Annotated in this window: 18 protein-coding genes; 15 read left to right on the top strand and 3 right to left on the bottom strand. The window is 59.8% G+C overall.

Annotated elements, in window-relative coordinates; all coding sequences use genetic code 11:
* Positions 1 to 477 precede the first annotated feature (477 nt).
* On the bottom strand, positions 478 to 1,638 hold the full coding sequence (locus tag AC221Y_RS10425) for a cytochrome c3 family protein (RefSeq protein ID WP_299755689.1): 1,161 nt from the start codon (positions 1,636 to 1,638) through the stop codon (positions 478 to 480).
* A gap of 133 nt (positions 1,639 to 1,771) precedes the next feature.
* Between AC221Y_RS10425 and AC221Y_RS10420 the strand changes: the two genes are divergently transcribed.
* The 12 genes from AC221Y_RS10420 to AC221Y_RS10365 all read left to right on the top strand — a co-directional run bounded on the left by AC221Y_RS10420 (position 1,772) and on the right by AC221Y_RS10365 (position 11,011).
* On the top strand, positions 1,772 to 3,043 hold the full coding sequence (locus AC221Y_RS10420) for a Na(+)-translocating NADH-quinone reductase subunit A (protein ID WP_299755688.1): 1,272 nt from the start codon (positions 1,772 to 1,774) through the stop codon (positions 3,041 to 3,043).
* Complete coding sequence (locus AC221Y_RS10415; protein ID WP_299755685.1) at positions 3,040 to 3,822, top strand: RnfABCDGE type electron transport complex subunit D; 783 nt, start codon at positions 3,040 to 3,042, stop codon at positions 3,820 to 3,822. The genes AC221Y_RS10420 and AC221Y_RS10415 overlap by 4 nt, the downstream gene beginning before the upstream one ends.
* On the top strand, positions 3,764 to 4,603 hold the full coding sequence (nqrC, locus tag AC221Y_RS10410; RefSeq protein ID WP_486707293.1) for an NADH:ubiquinone reductase (Na(+)-transporting) subunit C: 840 nt from the start codon (positions 3,764 to 3,766) through the stop codon (positions 4,601 to 4,603). The genes AC221Y_RS10415 and nqrC overlap by 59 nt, the downstream gene beginning before the upstream one ends.
* Before the next feature lie 3 nt (positions 4,604 to 4,606).
* Complete coding sequence (locus AC221Y_RS10405; RefSeq protein WP_486707292.1) at positions 4,607 to 5,272, top strand: NADH:ubiquinone reductase (Na(+)-transporting) subunit D; 666 nt, start codon at positions 4,607 to 4,609, stop codon at positions 5,270 to 5,272.
* A complete protein-coding gene (nqrE, locus tag AC221Y_RS10400) occupies positions 5,269 to 5,883 on the top strand; it encodes an NADH:ubiquinone reductase (Na(+)-transporting) subunit E (RefSeq protein WP_299755679.1) in 615 nt (204 codons plus the stop codon). The genes AC221Y_RS10405 and nqrE overlap by 4 nt, the downstream gene beginning before the upstream one ends.
* A complete protein-coding gene (gene nqrF, locus AC221Y_RS10395) occupies positions 5,880 to 7,103 on the top strand; it encodes an NADH:ubiquinone reductase (Na(+)-transporting) subunit F (protein ID WP_486707291.1) in 1,224 nt (407 codons plus the stop codon). Before nqrE ends, nqrF begins: the two co-directional genes overlap by 4 nt.
* Before the next feature lie 3 nt (positions 7,104 to 7,106).
* Positions 7,107 to 8,084 carry an FAD:protein FMN transferase gene (locus AC221Y_RS10390; RefSeq protein ID WP_299755674.1) on the top strand — a complete coding sequence of 326 codons (978 nt, stop codon included), beginning with the start codon at positions 7,107 to 7,109 and terminating at the stop codon, positions 8,082 to 8,084.
* Positions 8,085 to 8,279: 195 nt separating this feature from the next.
* Positions 8,280 to 8,672 carry a CBS domain-containing protein gene (locus AC221Y_RS10385; RefSeq protein ID WP_299755671.1) on the top strand — a complete coding sequence of 131 codons (393 nt, stop codon included), beginning with the start codon at positions 8,280 to 8,282 and terminating at the stop codon, positions 8,670 to 8,672.
* Positions 8,673 to 9,145: 473 nt separating this feature from the next.
* A protein-coding gene (locus tag AC221Y_RS10380) for an IS5 family transposase (protein ID WP_299755669.1) occupies positions 9,146 to 9,903 on the top strand; the annotation gives its coding sequence in 2 pieces (ribosomal slippage) (positions 9,146 to 9,476 and positions 9,476 to 9,903; 759 coding nt in all).
* A 181-nt stretch (positions 9,904 to 10,084) separates the two neighbouring features.
* On the top strand, positions 10,085 to 10,270 hold the full coding sequence (locus AC221Y_RS10375) for a hypothetical protein (RefSeq protein ID WP_299755666.1): 186 nt from the start codon (positions 10,085 to 10,087) through the stop codon (positions 10,268 to 10,270).
* A gap of 27 nt (positions 10,271 to 10,297) precedes the next feature.
* Positions 10,298 to 10,420 (top strand): hypothetical protein, encoded by a 123-nt coding sequence (locus AC221Y_RS10370; protein ID WP_299755664.1) that lies wholly within the window; start codon positions 10,298 to 10,300, stop codon positions 10,418 to 10,420.
* 87 nt (positions 10,421 to 10,507) lie between these two features.
* Complete coding sequence (locus AC221Y_RS10365) at positions 10,508 to 11,011, top strand: helix-hairpin-helix domain-containing protein (protein ID WP_299755662.1); 504 nt, start codon at positions 10,508 to 10,510, stop codon at positions 11,009 to 11,011.
* 533 nt (positions 11,012 to 11,544) lie between these two features.
* Here AC221Y_RS10365 and AC221Y_RS10360 read toward each other — a convergent pair.
* Both AC221Y_RS10360 and AC221Y_RS10355 read right to left on the bottom strand, forming a co-directional pair.
* Positions 11,545 to 11,658, bottom strand: a complete 114-nt coding sequence (locus AC221Y_RS10360; RefSeq protein ID WP_486707294.1) for a transposase domain-containing protein — start codon at positions 11,656 to 11,658, stop codon at positions 11,545 to 11,547.
* Positions 11,659 to 11,842: 184 nt separating this feature from the next.
* Complete coding sequence (locus tag AC221Y_RS10355; protein WP_299755659.1) at positions 11,843 to 12,313, bottom strand: Lrp/AsnC family transcriptional regulator; 471 nt, start codon at positions 12,311 to 12,313, stop codon at positions 11,843 to 11,845.
* 121 nt (positions 12,314 to 12,434) lie between these two features.
* Here AC221Y_RS10355 and rocF point away from each other — a divergent pair, with 121 nt between their 5' ends.
* The 3 genes from rocF (at position 12,435) to AC221Y_RS10340 (ending at position 15,472) form a co-directional block, all read left to right on the top strand.
* Positions 12,435 to 13,361 (top strand): arginase, encoded by a 927-nt coding sequence (rocF, locus tag AC221Y_RS10350; protein WP_299755656.1) that lies wholly within the window; start codon positions 12,435 to 12,437, stop codon positions 13,359 to 13,361.
* Between the two features lie 27 nt (positions 13,362 to 13,388).
* Positions 13,389 to 14,441: an ornithine cyclodeaminase gene (locus AC221Y_RS10345; protein WP_299755654.1), complete on the top strand. Its 1,053-nt coding sequence runs from the start codon at positions 13,389 to 13,391 to the stop codon at positions 14,439 to 14,441.
* 287 nt (positions 14,442 to 14,728) lie between these two features.
* Entirely contained in the window at positions 14,729 to 15,472 is a 744-nt protein-coding gene (locus tag AC221Y_RS10340) for a 1-(5-phosphoribosyl)-5-[(5-phosphoribosylamino)methylideneamino]imidazole-4-carboxamide isomerase (RefSeq protein ID WP_299755652.1), read from the top strand.
* Positions 15,473 to 15,662: the final 190 nt, after the last annotated feature.

Here is a 15,662-nt window from a genome sequence, read left to right as displayed (position 1 = left end):
TCGCGGGCCAGAAGGTCATTTCGCAACCAATCCGCATCGAAGGCCCTATCCGCCAGAAGATGTCCGGCTGTCAGGTCGCGGATCAGTGTGTCGGTCTCGCGTAAGTCGTGGGCTTGCCCTGGCATCAGACAGAATTCAACGAGATTTCCGAGCCCGTCCGTTAGGGCCAGTATCTTCGTCGTTATCCCTCCTCGAGAACGCCCAATGGCCTGGCAAAGAGTCCCCCTTTTGCGCCTTGCCCCGAGCGGTGAACCTTGACGATGGTACCGTCGATCATGGCGTATTCCAGGTCGGCGTCTGAGGTAAGTGCTTTAAACATATGGTAGAAAGCATCCGCTTTGACCCACCTGCGGAACCGCTTGAACACGCTGTTCCATTTGCCGAATTCCTCCGGTCAGCAGCAATGCCTATTCCAATCCCGGCGGCCCCTATGCCATGGGATGCACGCAGGTTCGGCAAGCCGCCCCCGGTGACCGGCTACCGCAGAAGATCAAGATCCTCCATGTCGATGCCCAAAGGTGCGCTGATATCTTCGATTGAGTCATAGAGAAGCTCCAGCGCGTAATGCGGATTGTGGGCGTAACTGCCGGGATCTGCTGTCACCAGCTTCCAGTTATAGGCGACGCGCAGGCTGCGGGGCGTCCATGCACTGTAAGCAACGGCCTGATCCTCGCTTACGTCGATGACACCGTCGCCGTTCGCATCCGAGAAGAAATAGGGATACTGCGTCCCATCGTAGACCATCGGCGCGCCCGCGACGTCGGCGGCGTAGGACTTGACCGTTTCCAGAAGCAATCTGGCATTTGCCTGAATGTCCGACCGGATGCCGACCGAAGTGTTGCCGCTGCCATCATAGCTTTGCCGCGAAATGCGGATGTCTTGTGGGCTGTCGGCCTGATGGCAGGTCAGGCAGGGCTCGAACGCGACTTCAAGCGTGTGAGGCTCATGGCACGAATTGCAGGTCGAAACCGGTCGGGCATGGAAAAAGCGACCGGAGTAGTCACGTTCCTCGTAGAGATACCCAGCGCCGCCATACCCGCCAAGCCAGGTTGCCGCCGCCGTGGCATAGTGTGGATTGATGAAACGCAGCTCCGGGTTCGTAGCATCGTCGTCCTGCCCCGCAATCGCCTCGCGGACATTGACGCCAGCCGTTCGGCCCTGATGGCAGGTCATGCAGGAGGCCTCAACCCCCTGAACTGGATGCATCAGGCCACTGGGAAACCTCACCGCCGTGATCTCGGCCAGACCCGCATTGTGGCAGGTTCCGCAATCGACCACGCCACCGGTATCAATTGGCCCCTCGACCACGCCCGGCTCGCTGCCATCAAGCCCGTGGAAGGCCCGGAACCCCTCGCCCGAATGGCAGGTGGCGCAGGCGGGGCGGATTTCCTCGTCTTCGTCCCAATGCCGGAACGCCTCGGCCGCCGCATCTGCGTGGGCTGAACGGAACCAGTCGTCGATCGCCTGGCTGTTCTTGACCTCGATATCCGCCGGGGTGAACGGGCCCGATTGCGGCAGCGCAAAGGGAACCTCGACCTCGCGCTCGGCGCTCTCACTCAGCACCACGCGAGCGACGGAGAAAATGAAGATTGTCGTCAGAAGCGCGAGTAGAAAGATAGGTATTCGAGTAGCGTTCATCACAGGTTGCCTCCACTGCACGTCAAAATCTGGCCCTTTCTTACTATCACAAGCATGTTATCATTTCACAGAAAATTCACCATTTCCCTAATTCCTGCGGTCCGCAGGCGGGGTTCGGCGAAGGAGAGACACGATGCTCGATCTTGTATTCGGCGCAGGTCTGACGCTCCCAATTCCGTCGCCACCTGTCGGCATGACCTATCCCGAAGACGTCATCACACAAGAGGCGGCGATCCGCACATCTTCGGGCCTGACCCTGCGTGTGACACCCCTTGTCGAGGAAGGCGCGCTTGTCCGGCAGGGCGCGCCTGTCGCCTGCCTGCGCGATACGCCTGATGTGCAATTCGTAGCCCCGATGCCCGGGCGCGTTGCACGGATTGCCCTTCAGCCGGGGCGCAAGCTCTCCGAAATCGTGTTGTTCCGCGAAACTGGTGGCGACGTGCTGACCCACGACGTCGCAGATGCGACGACCGAACAAGGTCTGCGTCGCCTGATGCAGACCGCCGGATTTTGGCCCCTATTGCGACGGCGGCCGTTCGGCAGAATGCCCGCCGACGCCGAACACCCCGCTGCCATCATCGTCATGGCCACCGACACACGCCCGTTCGCCCCGGATCCCCGCCACGCCCTCAAGGACCGCGAGGCCGCATTCGCGCGGGGTTTACACACCCTGACAATGCTGACCGATGGGCCTGTTCTTGTTTGCCAACAGCCCGGACCGTCGCTGTTCGACCGCGGGCTTGGCGACGGGCGGGTGCGCGCCGTCGATTGCGGGCCCCGCCACCCGCAGGGCTCTGCGGGCATTCGTATCCACGATCTCGCGCCCGCCACGATTGAGACCCCGATCTGGGACCTCCACGCCGAGGATGTCGCCGCACTCGGCGACCTTCTTGAAACCGGCATCCTGCCGATGACCCGCTTGGTGCGCGTGGCCGGGTCGGCGCTGCGCGAGGGCAGATTGATCCACACGCAATCCGGTGCCGACCTGCGCGAGCTGACGCGGCGCATCGTGACGCCCGGTGCGCATGTGCTTACGTCAGGCTCACCGCTGGACGGGCACGAGGCCAACTGGCTTGCCCCACGTCACCGGCAGGTGACGGTTCTGCCCCGGCAGAATCGCGGCAAGTCCCCACATTGGCTCGTCTCGGCATTGACGCGGTCGGGCCTGCCAACGCCAGTCATACCCACGGCGGCCCTGACCCAGGCGTTCGGTGCCGCACTTCCCGCCGCACCTTTTGTGCGCGCGCTCAGCTCGGGCGACGATGAGATGGCGATAAAACTCGGGGTCCTTTCGCTGCTGGAAGAGGATTTGGGGCTCGCCGATTACGTGCTCGGCGGCGAGGCGCAGTTGGCGGAGCTTCTGCGCGGCATGCTCGACCGGATTCGGACGGAGTTCGCGGCATGACCCGAGGTCTGTGGAACCGCGAAACTGTCGCCCTGATGCTGCTAGCCGCCTATGGGCCACTGGCGCTCTTCTGGCTGCTCTACGGCGGCGCGGAGGCCTTCGTGCGCCTTGGACTTGCCTTGCTTGTCCTTGCCGTCTGGCACCTGATCTTCATGCTGGCGCGTGCGCAGCCACCGTCGTTTGCGGCGGTGGCCACGGCGCTGGCCGTCGCGATACTGGCCCCCGAAGGTCTAGGCGTAGTCCGGCTTGCTCTTGGCATCAGCTTCGGAGCAGTGATGGGCGAGCTTGTCTTCGGTGGTTGGGGCCGGAATGTCGTCCACCCCGCAACCGTGGCGCTGTCGTTCCTCGGCTTTGGTTTTCCGGGCTTTGCATGGCCGGTCTTCGACGACCCGGTTGTCTGGGCCGCGATCCCGGCGGCGCTCATCGGGGTTGCAACGGGGGCGATGCCCGCCGCTGTTCTGGTGGCGGCAGTGCTGGTCGGGGCGGCGGGGACCGGCACTGGCGTTCTCCCCGACAGCGTATGGCCTGCGGCGGGACTTGTCCTTGTGCTTCTCGTCGCCGATCCGGTGACAAGTGCAGCGACGACCCTTGGCCGGTGGCTGAATGGTGCACTCTACGCGGGCCTGATAATCCTGTTCGCCACCGGTTGGAGCGGGGCAGCGCCGGTGCAAATTGCGGTCGCGGCGGCCCTTCTGACCTCGCTTGCAACGCCGCTTCTGGATGAAATCGCACTGGCGCTCTGGATTGCCCAACGGAGGAGGCGTCATGGCCGAAACTGACTGGAACCCGTGGCGCCGTTTCTTGGCACTGCCCAACGAAAGTCGGACCAAGACGGTCATCGTGGCGTTCCTCGTCTCCGTCGTCTGCGCCCTGCTGGTCAGCGGCGCAACGGTCCTGTTGCGCCCAATTCAGACGGCCAACCGCGCCGCAGAGGAGCAGGCCCGCATCGCGGACCTCGTCAGCAGCATCCCCGGCATGGCCGCCCTTCTCGAACAGTCCGGGGGCACGCTGTCGACCGTGATCATCGACCTGCAACGCGGCCGTGCAGCGCAAGACGTGACCTCCGGGACCCTGGATACAGCACTTGCCGATCCGGCCAACTGGACCGCGCTGGACGCCGAGGCGGACGTGGCCGGTTTGGGCCAAAGACCGGACTACGTGCAGATTTTCCTGTTGCGGGATGGGGAAGACGTCTCGCTCGCGTTGCTGCCGGTCACAGGACAGGGCTACGGTGGCCGGATCGACGCGATCCTTGCCCTGCAGGGAGACATGAAAACGATCGCCGGGATCACGATCACCGGCCATTCCGAAACCCCCGGCCTTGGCGGTCGGATCGAGGAGCGGGCTTGGCAGGCGAGCTTCCCCGGCACAGAAATTCGTGATGACACCGGCGAGGTCAGGTTCCGCGTCGCCCGTGGCCGTGCGACGAACGCCCATGAGGTCGACGGCATTACCGGGGCCACGCGCACCGGCAACGGGGTCACCCGCATGATGCGCTTCTGGCTTGGTCCGGACGGCTACGGCCCCCTTCTAGATGCCATTGAGCGCGGAGAGTTCTGAGCCATGGCCGAACGGACCGATTTCTGGGCAACGCTGACCGATCCGCTTATCCGGCAAAACCCGGTGACGTTGCAAATCCTCGGCATCTGTTCGGCGCTCGCGGTGACGACAACGCTGGCCACAGCGCTGACCATGTCGATATCGCTGACGATTGTGCTGACGCTGGCTGCGGGCATCATCAGCATGATCCGGCGGCACATCCCCGACACCATCCGGCTGATCGTGCAGATCGTGATCGTCGCCTCTCTGGTCATCGTGATCGATCAGGTCTTGCAAGCCTTCTTTGCCAATATCAGCCGCGCCCTTTCGGTCTATGTCGGGCTGATCACCACGAACTGCCTTGTCCTTGGCCGGACCGAGGCCTTTGCCCGCCATCATGCGCCGCTGCCGGCAATGATCGACGCCTTTGGCAACGGGCTGGGCTATTCGCTGGTCCTGATCGTGATCGGGGCCACGCGGGAGCTTTTTGGTAAGGGGCAGTTGTTTGGCGCTCAAGTCTTGCCGCTCGCCACTGAGGGCGGTTGGTTCACCCCCCTGAGCCTGATGCTGCTCGCGCCGTCAGCCTTTTTCCTTCTCGGGGGCCTTGTCTGGGCCGTCCGCTCGATCAAAGCGGAACAGATCGAACCGCCCGAGCACACGCCCCCCGTCCGCCCGGAGCCTGCCGAATGAGCGACGCGTGGTCCCTCTTTGTGTTCGCGGCCTTCGTCGACAATATGCCGCTGACCCTTTTTCTGGGGCTTTGTACCTTTCTGGCGCTGTCCCGGCGCACGGAAAGCGCGTTCGGCCTCGGCATCGCCATGACGGGTGTGTTGGGGGTGACGGTGCCGCTCAACCACCTGATCTATCAGGGGCTGCTTGCCCCCGGGGCATGGGCTTGGGCGGGGCTGCCGGAACTTGACCTGTCCTATTTGTCCCTGATCGCCTTCATCGGTGTGATCGCGGCGACCGTGCAACTGCTTGAGATGCTGCTCGATCGCTATTTCCCCGCGATCCACGCGGCCTTTGGTGTCTTCCTGCCGCTTCTGACCGTGCAATGCGCGATCCTTGCCGGAAGCCTCTTTATGGTCGAGCGCAATTATTCGCTCGGACAATCAGCCATCTTCGGGCTTGGCAGCGGCGTGGGGTTTGCGGTGGCCGTGGTTATGCTAAGCGCGATCCGCGCCCGGCTGGCCTATGCGGACCTGCCTGCGGGGCTTCGGGGGTTGGGCATCGCCTTTGTCCTTGCCGGCCTGATGTCTCTTGGCTTTGCCTCGTTTGCACAGATGGCGGCCGCACCATGATCGAAATTATGTTGGGCAGCCTGATCATCGCCGCACTCGTCGTCGGACTTGCCGCGGGTCTTCTGGTCGTGAGTCGCCGACTGGTTACCCAAGGCGGGATCGACGTGACCGTGAACGACGTTTTGCACCTTGCGGCAAAGCGTGGCGACAAGCTTCTGGGGGTGCTCCATGATGCCGGAATACGGATACCGGCGGCCTGTGGAGGGACTGGCACCTGCGGGCTGTGCCGCGTAACGGTCACGGGCACGGGGGCCGGCGAACCAATTGCGACAGAACGCGGCGTGCTTTCGCCGCACGAACGGCGCACGCAAGTCCGCCTTGCCTGCCAGGCGACCCTGCGCGGCGCATGCGCCGTGCACGTGCCTGACGACATCTTGAGCGCCGGGGCGGGCTTTACCTGCACCGTCGCCGCCACCCGAATGCTGGCACCGCTGATCCGCGAGATCGTGCTCGACCTACCCGATGACATCCCGGCGACCTTCCGGGCGGGCGATTTTATGCAGCTTGCAGCACCGCCCTTCAGCCTCGACTTTGCAACGCTGGACGTGCTGCCGGAATTTTGCGAAGCCTGGGACATCGCCGGTTGGCGCAAGCTCAGCCTCGCCTCCGATGCCGAGGTCACGCGCGCCTATTCGCTTGCCAGCCGCCCCGAGGATGTGGGCCAAGCTGTCTTCAACATCCGGCTTGCTGTCCCCCCCGCCGGGCGCGAACGTGACGTGCCGCCGGGGATCGTTTCGTCTTGGCTCTTTGCGTTGCAGCCGGGCGACACGGTCGCCGCCTCTGGCCCCTTCGGCGACTTCCACGTTCAGCCGACCGATCGCGAGATGGTCTATGTCGGCGGCGGCGTCGGCATGGCCCCCCTGCGCGCGATGATCCATCAGGAACTTGGGCGCGGCACGACGCGGCCCATCCGCTACTTCTACGGCGCACGCACGGCGGCCGACCTGTTCTATGCCGCCGAGTTCCAAGCGCTGGCCGCCAAGCACGCCACCTTCACCTGGACCCCTGCCCTGTCCGATCCGGCCCCCGGCGATCGCTGGATCGGCGCGACCGGCTTCATCCACGAGATCCTGCGGCGCGAGATGAACACTCATCCCGCGCCAGAGGATTGCGAATACTATCTGTGCGGTCCGCCGGTTATGATCTCGGCGGTCCTTGGCACCCTGGAAAGGCTTGGCGTAGAGCCAAAGTCGATCTTCTTTGACGATTTCGGAGGCTGAGACATGACTGAACGCGCCTATTTCCCCTCACGTCGCCATGCTCTGGGCCTGATCGGGGCAACGCTGCTGTGTCCCCGAACCGGGTGGGCGCAAGGCCTCGATGGCATTTCGGGGGCGGCCTTCGGCACCGGCTGGCGGCTGGTCGGTCCGCCGGTCGTGGACCTGATGAACATCCAGCCCGACATCGAGGCGCTATTCGCCACCATCGACCGGCAAATGTCCCCTTGGCGTCCAGACAGCACAGTCAGCCAGTTCAACGCGGCCCCTGCGGGATCACAGGCAGCGGAGGCGGAAATCATTCATGTGGCACATCACGCCCTGACCCTCGCAAACCAAAGCGGCGGCGCCTTTGACCCGACCGTCGGTCCCCTTGTGGCGCAATGGGGGTTCGGACCGATTGAGGGCGGCGCCACGCCAAACTGGCGCGGATTGTCCGCCGGTAACGGTCGCATCGGCAAGACGCAGGGTGACCTGACGTTCGATCTGTGCGGGATCGCAAAGGGCCGGGCACTGGATCTGGCCGTTGACTTGGCCGCTCAGGCAAATCTTGGTAACCTGTTGTTCGACCTCGGTGGCGAACTCAAAGCGCTTGGCCATCACCCATCGGGCCGCGACTGGCAGATCGCCGTGCAGCACCCACTGCCGGACCATGCTCCAACCGCCATGATACGGCTTCCGACAGGGCGGGCCGTGGCAACTTCCGGACAGCGCACCCAAAGCTACGAACTGGGCGGCCGCGTCTACGGCCACATCATCGATCCGGCGGCGCGGAGCCCTGCCGACACCGGGCTTCTAACGGTCACGGTTCTGGCGGACGAGGCCATGATGGCCGACGGTTGGGCCACCGCACTCTTTGCAGCCGGGGCGACGGATGGCCCCGCACAGGCAAGCGACCATGCGATTGACGCGCTCTTTCTGGTCCGGGATGGGGCCTCATTCCGGCAAATCAGAACCGGTGCGATCAAGGGCATTTTGCTATGAAAAAGGACTGCCCATAATGGAAATCCTGCTCGCCATCGCGATATTCGGCCTTGCGGCCGCTGGGCTCGGTCTCGGGCTTGCCCTGGGGCGTGGACCGGCGCAGGCAAGCTGCGGGGCGTCCGCGGGCCTGCCCGACGCTTTGCGGTGCGACAACTGCCCGCTGCGCCGCCGCGCAGCCGCCGCGGAGGCGGATCAATGACCGCCTATCGTGTGGCGTCGATCATGCGCCAGGATATACCGACGCTCACCCCCGAAACGCCGATCCGAAGCGCGGTCGCCCAACTGGTCGAAGCCCGCGCCGCAGCGGCGCCCGTGATCGGCGACGATGGTCGACTGGCCGGAATCCTGACCCAGAAGGACTGTTTCAAACCGGCGGTACACGCAAGTTACTATCAAGAGTGGACCGGCAGCGTCGCCGATCACATGTCGCAAGACGTCATCAGCGTCGATGCCCGCGATGACGTCATTCGCGTGGCAGAAATGTTCGTGTCCTACCCGCACCGTGTCTTTCCGGTCATCGAGGGGGCAAAGGTGGTCGGGCTACTTCACCGCTCGGATGTCCTTGCCCTGCTGGCACGGATCGGGTGACGCTGGCGGGCACCGGATATGGCAATGAGTCACACAGGTCCGTTGTTTTGTGCCAAGACGCGGACGGACCCGCGGCGCCCGAAGGACGATCTGGTTGCTTCACCGATTGAGATGTCGAAAGAACGCCGGGCCAGACGATCCGGTGATTGCTCGAAACGGGTCGAAACCAGCCATTGGTGCAGATGCCGCGAACAACGACAGTTCAGCGAACCGGTTGTTGATGTTCAAATGTTCGCTGCGCTTCACGTGAATGGCCGGTTTCTCTGTCGCGCAGCAGCACCGCGAGCCGCGCACTTGCAGCATCTTTCGCGCTGCGAGGACACGCAGCGAAAAACTAGCACTTCCAGGTAGGGCTCGTTGCGGTCATCTGGCAGTTTTTGTCGGATGATCGGTGTTGCGTGCTGAGCAGAAATTGCTTTGGCCGATTCCATTCATTGTGGCTTCGTGAATCAATAGCGACAGGAGGACTGTCCATGTCGCATCTTTACTGGCTTCACGAAGCAGATTTGAAACGCATTCAACATCTGTTCCCGAAGCCTCGGGGTGTTGCGCGTGTCGATGATCGACGCGTTCTCAGCGGCATCATCCACGTCATTCGGAATGGCCTGCGCTGGCGTGATGCTCCCTCCGATTATGGGTCGCATAAGACGCTATACAACCGGTGGGCCCGTTGGTCTCACATGGGCGTCTTTGCACGCATCCCGACCGAACTGGCCGCTCAAGGGGAGGGAACAGGGACATTGATGATTGATGTGACTCATCTAAAGACCCATCTAACAGTCTCCAGCATGGGGCTCAAAAAAAGGGGCGTGGCCGCCTGATTGGCCGCACCAAGGGTGGACTGAACTCGAAACTCCATGCCGTAACCGATGCGGCGGGTCGTCCAATCCAACTATTCCTCACAGCGGGCAACGTCAGCGATTACCTCGGTGCGCGGGCGCTTTTACCCTCATTGCCTGCTGCGGATTGGATGCGGGCAGATCGGGGTTATGACGCCGACTGGTTCCGCGAAGGATTGAAGGAAAGAAGCATCGAACCCTGCATCGCATCGCGCAGGAACCGCAAAGCCTTCATCCCACATGACATCAAGATTTATCGAAGCCGCCACAAGATTGAGAACATGTTGGGACGGTCGAAGGACTGGCGCAGGCTCGCGACCCGATACGATAGATGCCCCATAATTTTCCTGTCAGCCATCGCCCTCGCGGCAACCGTTTTGTTTTGGTCATGAGGCCAGACCCTAGTCATCGTCTTCATTTATTGTTGCTGGGAGCAGGGGATATGGTGGCCGTGAACATCCTGCGTTTATCAAAGGCTTGCTAGATACACGCGCCCGAAGCCTTGATTCATAAAGTATATACAAACGAACTACAGTAGAGTAACATTATATATTCATAAAGTGAGACACCGAGTTGGCCGAAAAGAAAAAAACGAAGAAAAAGAACCTGAAAGACAGTCAGTTGATTATTAGAATTGCCGAGTCTGACAGGGATCGTTTTGTTTCGCTCTGCAATGCGCTCGACACGAGCGCTGCGCGCGAAATACGGCGCTTTATCCGTGATTTTCTCAAGGAGAACGACGATAGGTCTGACAAGTAAACCCTTTTGAAGGTAGGAGAAGTCCCCGTGGCTAAGAAAAAAGCAAAAGTAAAAGCGCTCAAAAAAGAAGTCAAAGCACGTATGTCCAAAGTAGCGCGACAGCTAGGTAAGTTAAAAGCTGCCAAGAAGGCATTGAAAAAAGCCACCTGATCTAATCAGTGCGCTGTGAGGGGGGGGTGGCCAAACGGCCATCCCTTCTTCGAACCCTGCCATTCTGAGTAGAAGGATAAATGACCAATGACACTTATTACAAACGTCTCAGGCATCGGGCCAGGATTAGCTGCGGCATTGGCCAAGATTGGCATCACCACAGCGGAGCAGTTTGCGGCAGCTTCAGTTGCTCAATTGACGACAATCCCGGGTATTGGCGTGCTTAGGGCCAAAGCTCTTTTAGCGGCGGCAAGCCAGTTCGGTGAGGTCAGCCCTGCGAAAGCCAAACCCACAAAGGCCAGTCCCGCTTCCGAAAAGGTCCAGTTACTTCTTGTGCCAGAAATAGCGGGCGTTTCGGCTGCCGAAAAAGCCGCCACCAAGAAGGCAAAGGCCAAAGCCAAGAAGAAGGCTGCGGCCAAAAAAGCAGCTAAGAATATGAAAACCAAGGAAAAGGCGGCGATCAAGAAGGCGGCCAAGGAAATAAAGGCTATCAAGAAAAGAGCCAAGAAAGCCGTCATGAAAAAGAAGGCCAAGAAGGCTGCGCGTAAAAAGCTGATGGCGAAGGCAGATAAGAAAGCAACCCGCGCCTGAACACGGTGACTGAGACTGCATCGGCGAATTGGGAGCTGGTGATTTTGTCATAGGCAGGCATTGCCATGTGTGGACGTTTGGCTATCGTCCATATGGCGCTGGCGAGAATGCCCGAACGCAAGATCAGATCGCTGCTGGTCGACCACCGTCATCGCGGCGATAATTTTGGCTTACTGGCAGTCAATGAAATACACGGTGGGCGCGGAAACCCAGACGGTACTCAACCGGCTTGACGGGGATGGCATCACGTCGCTCGCTATCCGTGCGGGCTGGCAAAACAACAATGGCGGGGAGGCTTCGGTCAATCATCTCAACTTGACCTATGACTTCTATTGTCCCTTTTGTATCAGAGGCTTGCACCTATTCTCGCGGAGACGGCACCTATTTTGAGGCACGGTGCCAATAACCGGAGCCGATAAGGCCCTCTGAAGAAATGTGCTGGTCTTGTCAGAAGGACTATAAGCTTCAACACTCGGCCAATCACGCGACGTTTTTGCTTTGGCCTCGGCCTATTGGGCATCAAGGATGGCCTGTTACTCCCACGGCATCAGCTCGCCGATGCGGTGGGCGGGATGGTCTTGGATGGGTTCCAGCACCCATGCAAGCCAAGCCTGTGGGTTTACGCACTTGAGCTTGCATGTCTCGATCAGAGTATAGGCGATGGCAACTGGGTGATGGTCATGCCCGCGCTGCCCAGTGGCATGGGCAAGAGCTGCAAATTTGTCATCCCTTTCCCGGCGATTTACCGGCGATACACGCAGCCATCATGACCGAAGTTGACCTGTAGATATGTAAAGGCTTGCGGGACACCTGCTGCGATGAAGGCGTCGGTCATTTTCGATCCAACGAGGATGCAGTTTCCACACTTTGTGACCGCTTGGTTGTCATTTGTGTTGCAAGCAGCAGACTGGTTTCGCTTATCGAAACCCCATCCAGTTTTCGGATTTCGGCCAGCACTTTGTCCAGGTCCTTAAGCGTTTCGGTTCCCAGTTCGACAATCAGGTCCCATTTTCCGTTTGTTGAGTGGATGGCCTGAACCGCAGCAATACCCCCGAGGCTGCGCGAAATCCGGTCCGTGCCCTTGCCTTCGATCCCCAGCATCATCAGCCCGCGCACTGGATGTTCCTGGACGTCGTCGGCAAGGACGACCGTGAACCCAATAATAACGCCTTCCGCCTGAAGCCGTGTCAAACGTGCACGTACGGTGACACGCGAAAGCCCGACGACCAATGCGAGGTCTGAAAGTGAAATGCGCGCGTTACGGCGAAGTTCTGCGACTATCTTAGTATCGGCGATATCCACTTTGTGAATTATCCCTTTCGTTTAGTTAAATTAACCTTCTTTATATCCTATATGGGCACTGTTTTCCATCACCTTTTGGATAGAAAGTCACTTCGGACAGCTTCAAACAATAGGAACGCGAATGGAAAAGCGAAACTGCCTGCTAATCGGTGCGCCGGTAGATACTGGCAAGAAGCGCAAGGGCTGCATGATGGGTCCAGACGCCTACCGCACTGCAGAGCTTGCCGAGACGCTGGAAGCTCTCGGCCATTCGGTATCTGACGTTGGCAATATTGTCCCTGCCACAGGACGCAATGTCAGCTGTGCCAACCCGCTGGTGCATTCGCTGTCCGAAACGGTCGCCTGGGCCGAGGCACTGGCCGCCGCCGGCAAGGACGCCGCTGCCAGAGGGTTTGCGATCTTCATGGGCGGTGATCATTCGCTATCGCTCGGCACCGTCGCCGGCATGGCCGCCTATGCTGCGGATCGGGGTCGCCCGCTGTTCGTTCTTTGGCTGGATGCGCACACTGACCTGCATACTCCGCTGACCACCGATTCAGGTAACCTTCACGGCACCCCTCTCGGCTACGTCGCTGGAGCCGACGGATTTGACGCCTTTCCACCAATGCCAAAGGTCGTCCCAGCAGCGAACATTTGCATGATTGGCCTGCGATCCGTTGATGGTGCTGAAAAAGCCATGCTTAAAGACAGCGCCATGTCGGCGGTGGATATGCGCGCGATCGACGAGCATGGTATCGCCAAACCTCTATCCGATTTTCTGAAGTCTGTCGCCGCTGCCAATGGTCTGTTGCACGTGTCGCTGGACGTCGATTTCCTGGACCCTGCCATTGCGCCCGCGGTTGGCACTACGGTGCCTGGTGGCGCGACCTTCCGCGAGGCGCATCTGGTCATGGAGATGCTTGGCGACAGCGGGCTTGTCACCTCGCTTGACCTTGTGGAACTCAATCCCTTTCTCGACGAGCGTGGCCGCACCGCATCCTTGATGGTCGACCTCACCGCCTCGCTTCTGGGGCGGCGTGTCTTTGACCGTCCAACCCAGTCCTTCTGAGCCATTGGCAGAAACCGGAGACCCAAGATGACCGCCCCGAAACCATCCAAACTGGCTTATGTGCCCTTCGTAAGTGTCGAAAACATGATGAAGCTAGTGCACCACATCGGCGTCGAGCCGATGCTTAGCGAGCTTGCCAACTATATCGAAGAAGACTTTCGCCGGTGGGACCTGTTCGACAAGACACCGCGTGTTGCCTCGCATTCCGAGAAAGGGGTCATCGAACTGATGCCCACCTCGGACGGCGAGTTCTATGGTTTCAAATACGTGAATGGCCACCCGAGCAACACCAAGGAGGGTCTGCAAACCGTCACTGCCTTTGGCCTTCTTGCGGCAGTCGATACTGGCTATCCCGTGCTGCTGAGTGAGATGACGGTACTGACAGCCATGCGCACTGCCGCGACCTCTGCTATGGTCGCGCGTCATCTGGCACCCAAAGGCGCACGCACCATGGCGATGATCGGCAACGGCGCGCAGTCTGAATTTCAGGCGCTGGCGATGAAAGCGATCTGCGGGATCGACCACCTGCGCCTTTACGACACCGACCGTAACGCCACAGAAAAGGCAATGCGCAACCTTGCGGGTTTGGCCCTGACCCTGACCGCCTGCACGTCGCCGGAACAAGCGATAGAGGGGGCAGAGATCATCACCACCTGCACTGCCGATAAGCAATATGCGACGATCCTGACCGACAACATGGTGGGCGCGGGCGTGCACATCAATGCCATCGGTGGCGACTGCCCAGGCAAGACCGAGCTGCATAAAGATATCCTCAGTCGCGCGACCGTTTTTGTCGAATACCCTCCTCAAACCCGGATTGAGGGAGAAATTCAGCAGATGTCGGATGATTTTCCAGTGACCGAGATGTGGCAGGTGATCAATGGCACTGCGCCCGGCCGGGTCAACGACAGGCAGATCACATTGTTTGACGGTGTGGGATTTGCGACCGAGGATTTTTCGGCCCTGCGCTATGTCCGCCACCGGCTCAAAGATACCGGGTTTTACCAGAACCTCGACATGGTCGCTGATCCGGATGACCCGCGCGATCTTTTCGGCATGCTTATGAGGTCGAAAGGTTGACGCAATAAGGGTCTTGTGTGTTCATTTGCCTTCGATTGGATACTTGAAGCAAGTCCCTGGCTTGGAGGATCTGATATGAGCGTTGGATATGGCGCATTTGAATGCGTGGATTTGCGACAGTCGCGGCCACGTCGCATTTGCATTTTCTTAGCCAACGGAGTGTATTTTGCCAATCCTGTGACAAAGTATGCGACACTGGACGCAACTTCTGATGATTTTTTGAGTCGAAGCGCAGTTAAAAGCTGCGCAGAGCCAGAATTCAGAATGCGATCAAAAGGAAGCTTGCCATGATCCTCTATCCAATGATTGAACTATTTGATGGTCGATGTGTTAGCCTGTTTCGTGGCCGCACCGACGAGCCCCACATCTGGCATCTCGATCCTGTAGAAAAGGCGAAAAGTTTTGCTAAATCTGGAGCAGAATGGCTGCAGATAACCGACTTCGATGCCATGTCCGGCGATGAACGTAACACGGATCTTATTCGTGAGATCATCCGGACTGTGGGTATTCCGGTGCAGTTGGGAGGCGGCTTTCGTAGCTTGGAACGCATAGCCGAATGGATTGACCATGGCGCCGGGCGCATCATTGTTGGAACTCTGGCCCTACATCAACCTGCGTTGGTCAAAGAGGCGGCAAAGCTATTCCCCGATCAGATTGTGCTTGCAGTTGATGTCTTTGAAGGCGTGGTGGTCAGCGATGGTTGGCGACAGAAAAGTGCCTTTACGCCCTCGGCATTCCTAAAGGCCTTTGAGAATGATCCTATGGCGGCGATCATCGTAACCGATATCGACGCGAACATCGGCGATGCCGAAGACAGTATTGCCTTGATCACGCAACTGGCCGGCGAAGCCAAAACCCAGGTTATAGCCAGAGGGTTGTCACGGACACTCGATGATCTGTCGCGTCTGAAATACGTTCCTTTCGTATCGGGGGCATTGATTGGACGCGCCTTGTTCGACGGAAGCATCGACTTGGAGGCCGCCCTGGAGGTGGTCAAACCCGAAATTGAGAAACGTGCTCAGTTCATTTGAGGCGATCTTGGCTTTTTGACGACGCACTGTCCGCTCAGGGTTGGGGTATCGTTTGCCCCTCGGCTGGGACAGACCCCTAGTCCCCTGATTCAGCTAATCTGCGGGTATAGATGCGCGAGTTTGATGCGTGCATCGTCGGTTGAGAAACGCCAATTTACCTTTGCGCTGTCGCTGTTGCGATGCTTTGTCC

It is taken from the genome of Boseongicola sp. (genome assembly GCF_057460485.1).
This window is presented reverse-complemented; position numbering and strand designations above follow the sequence as displayed.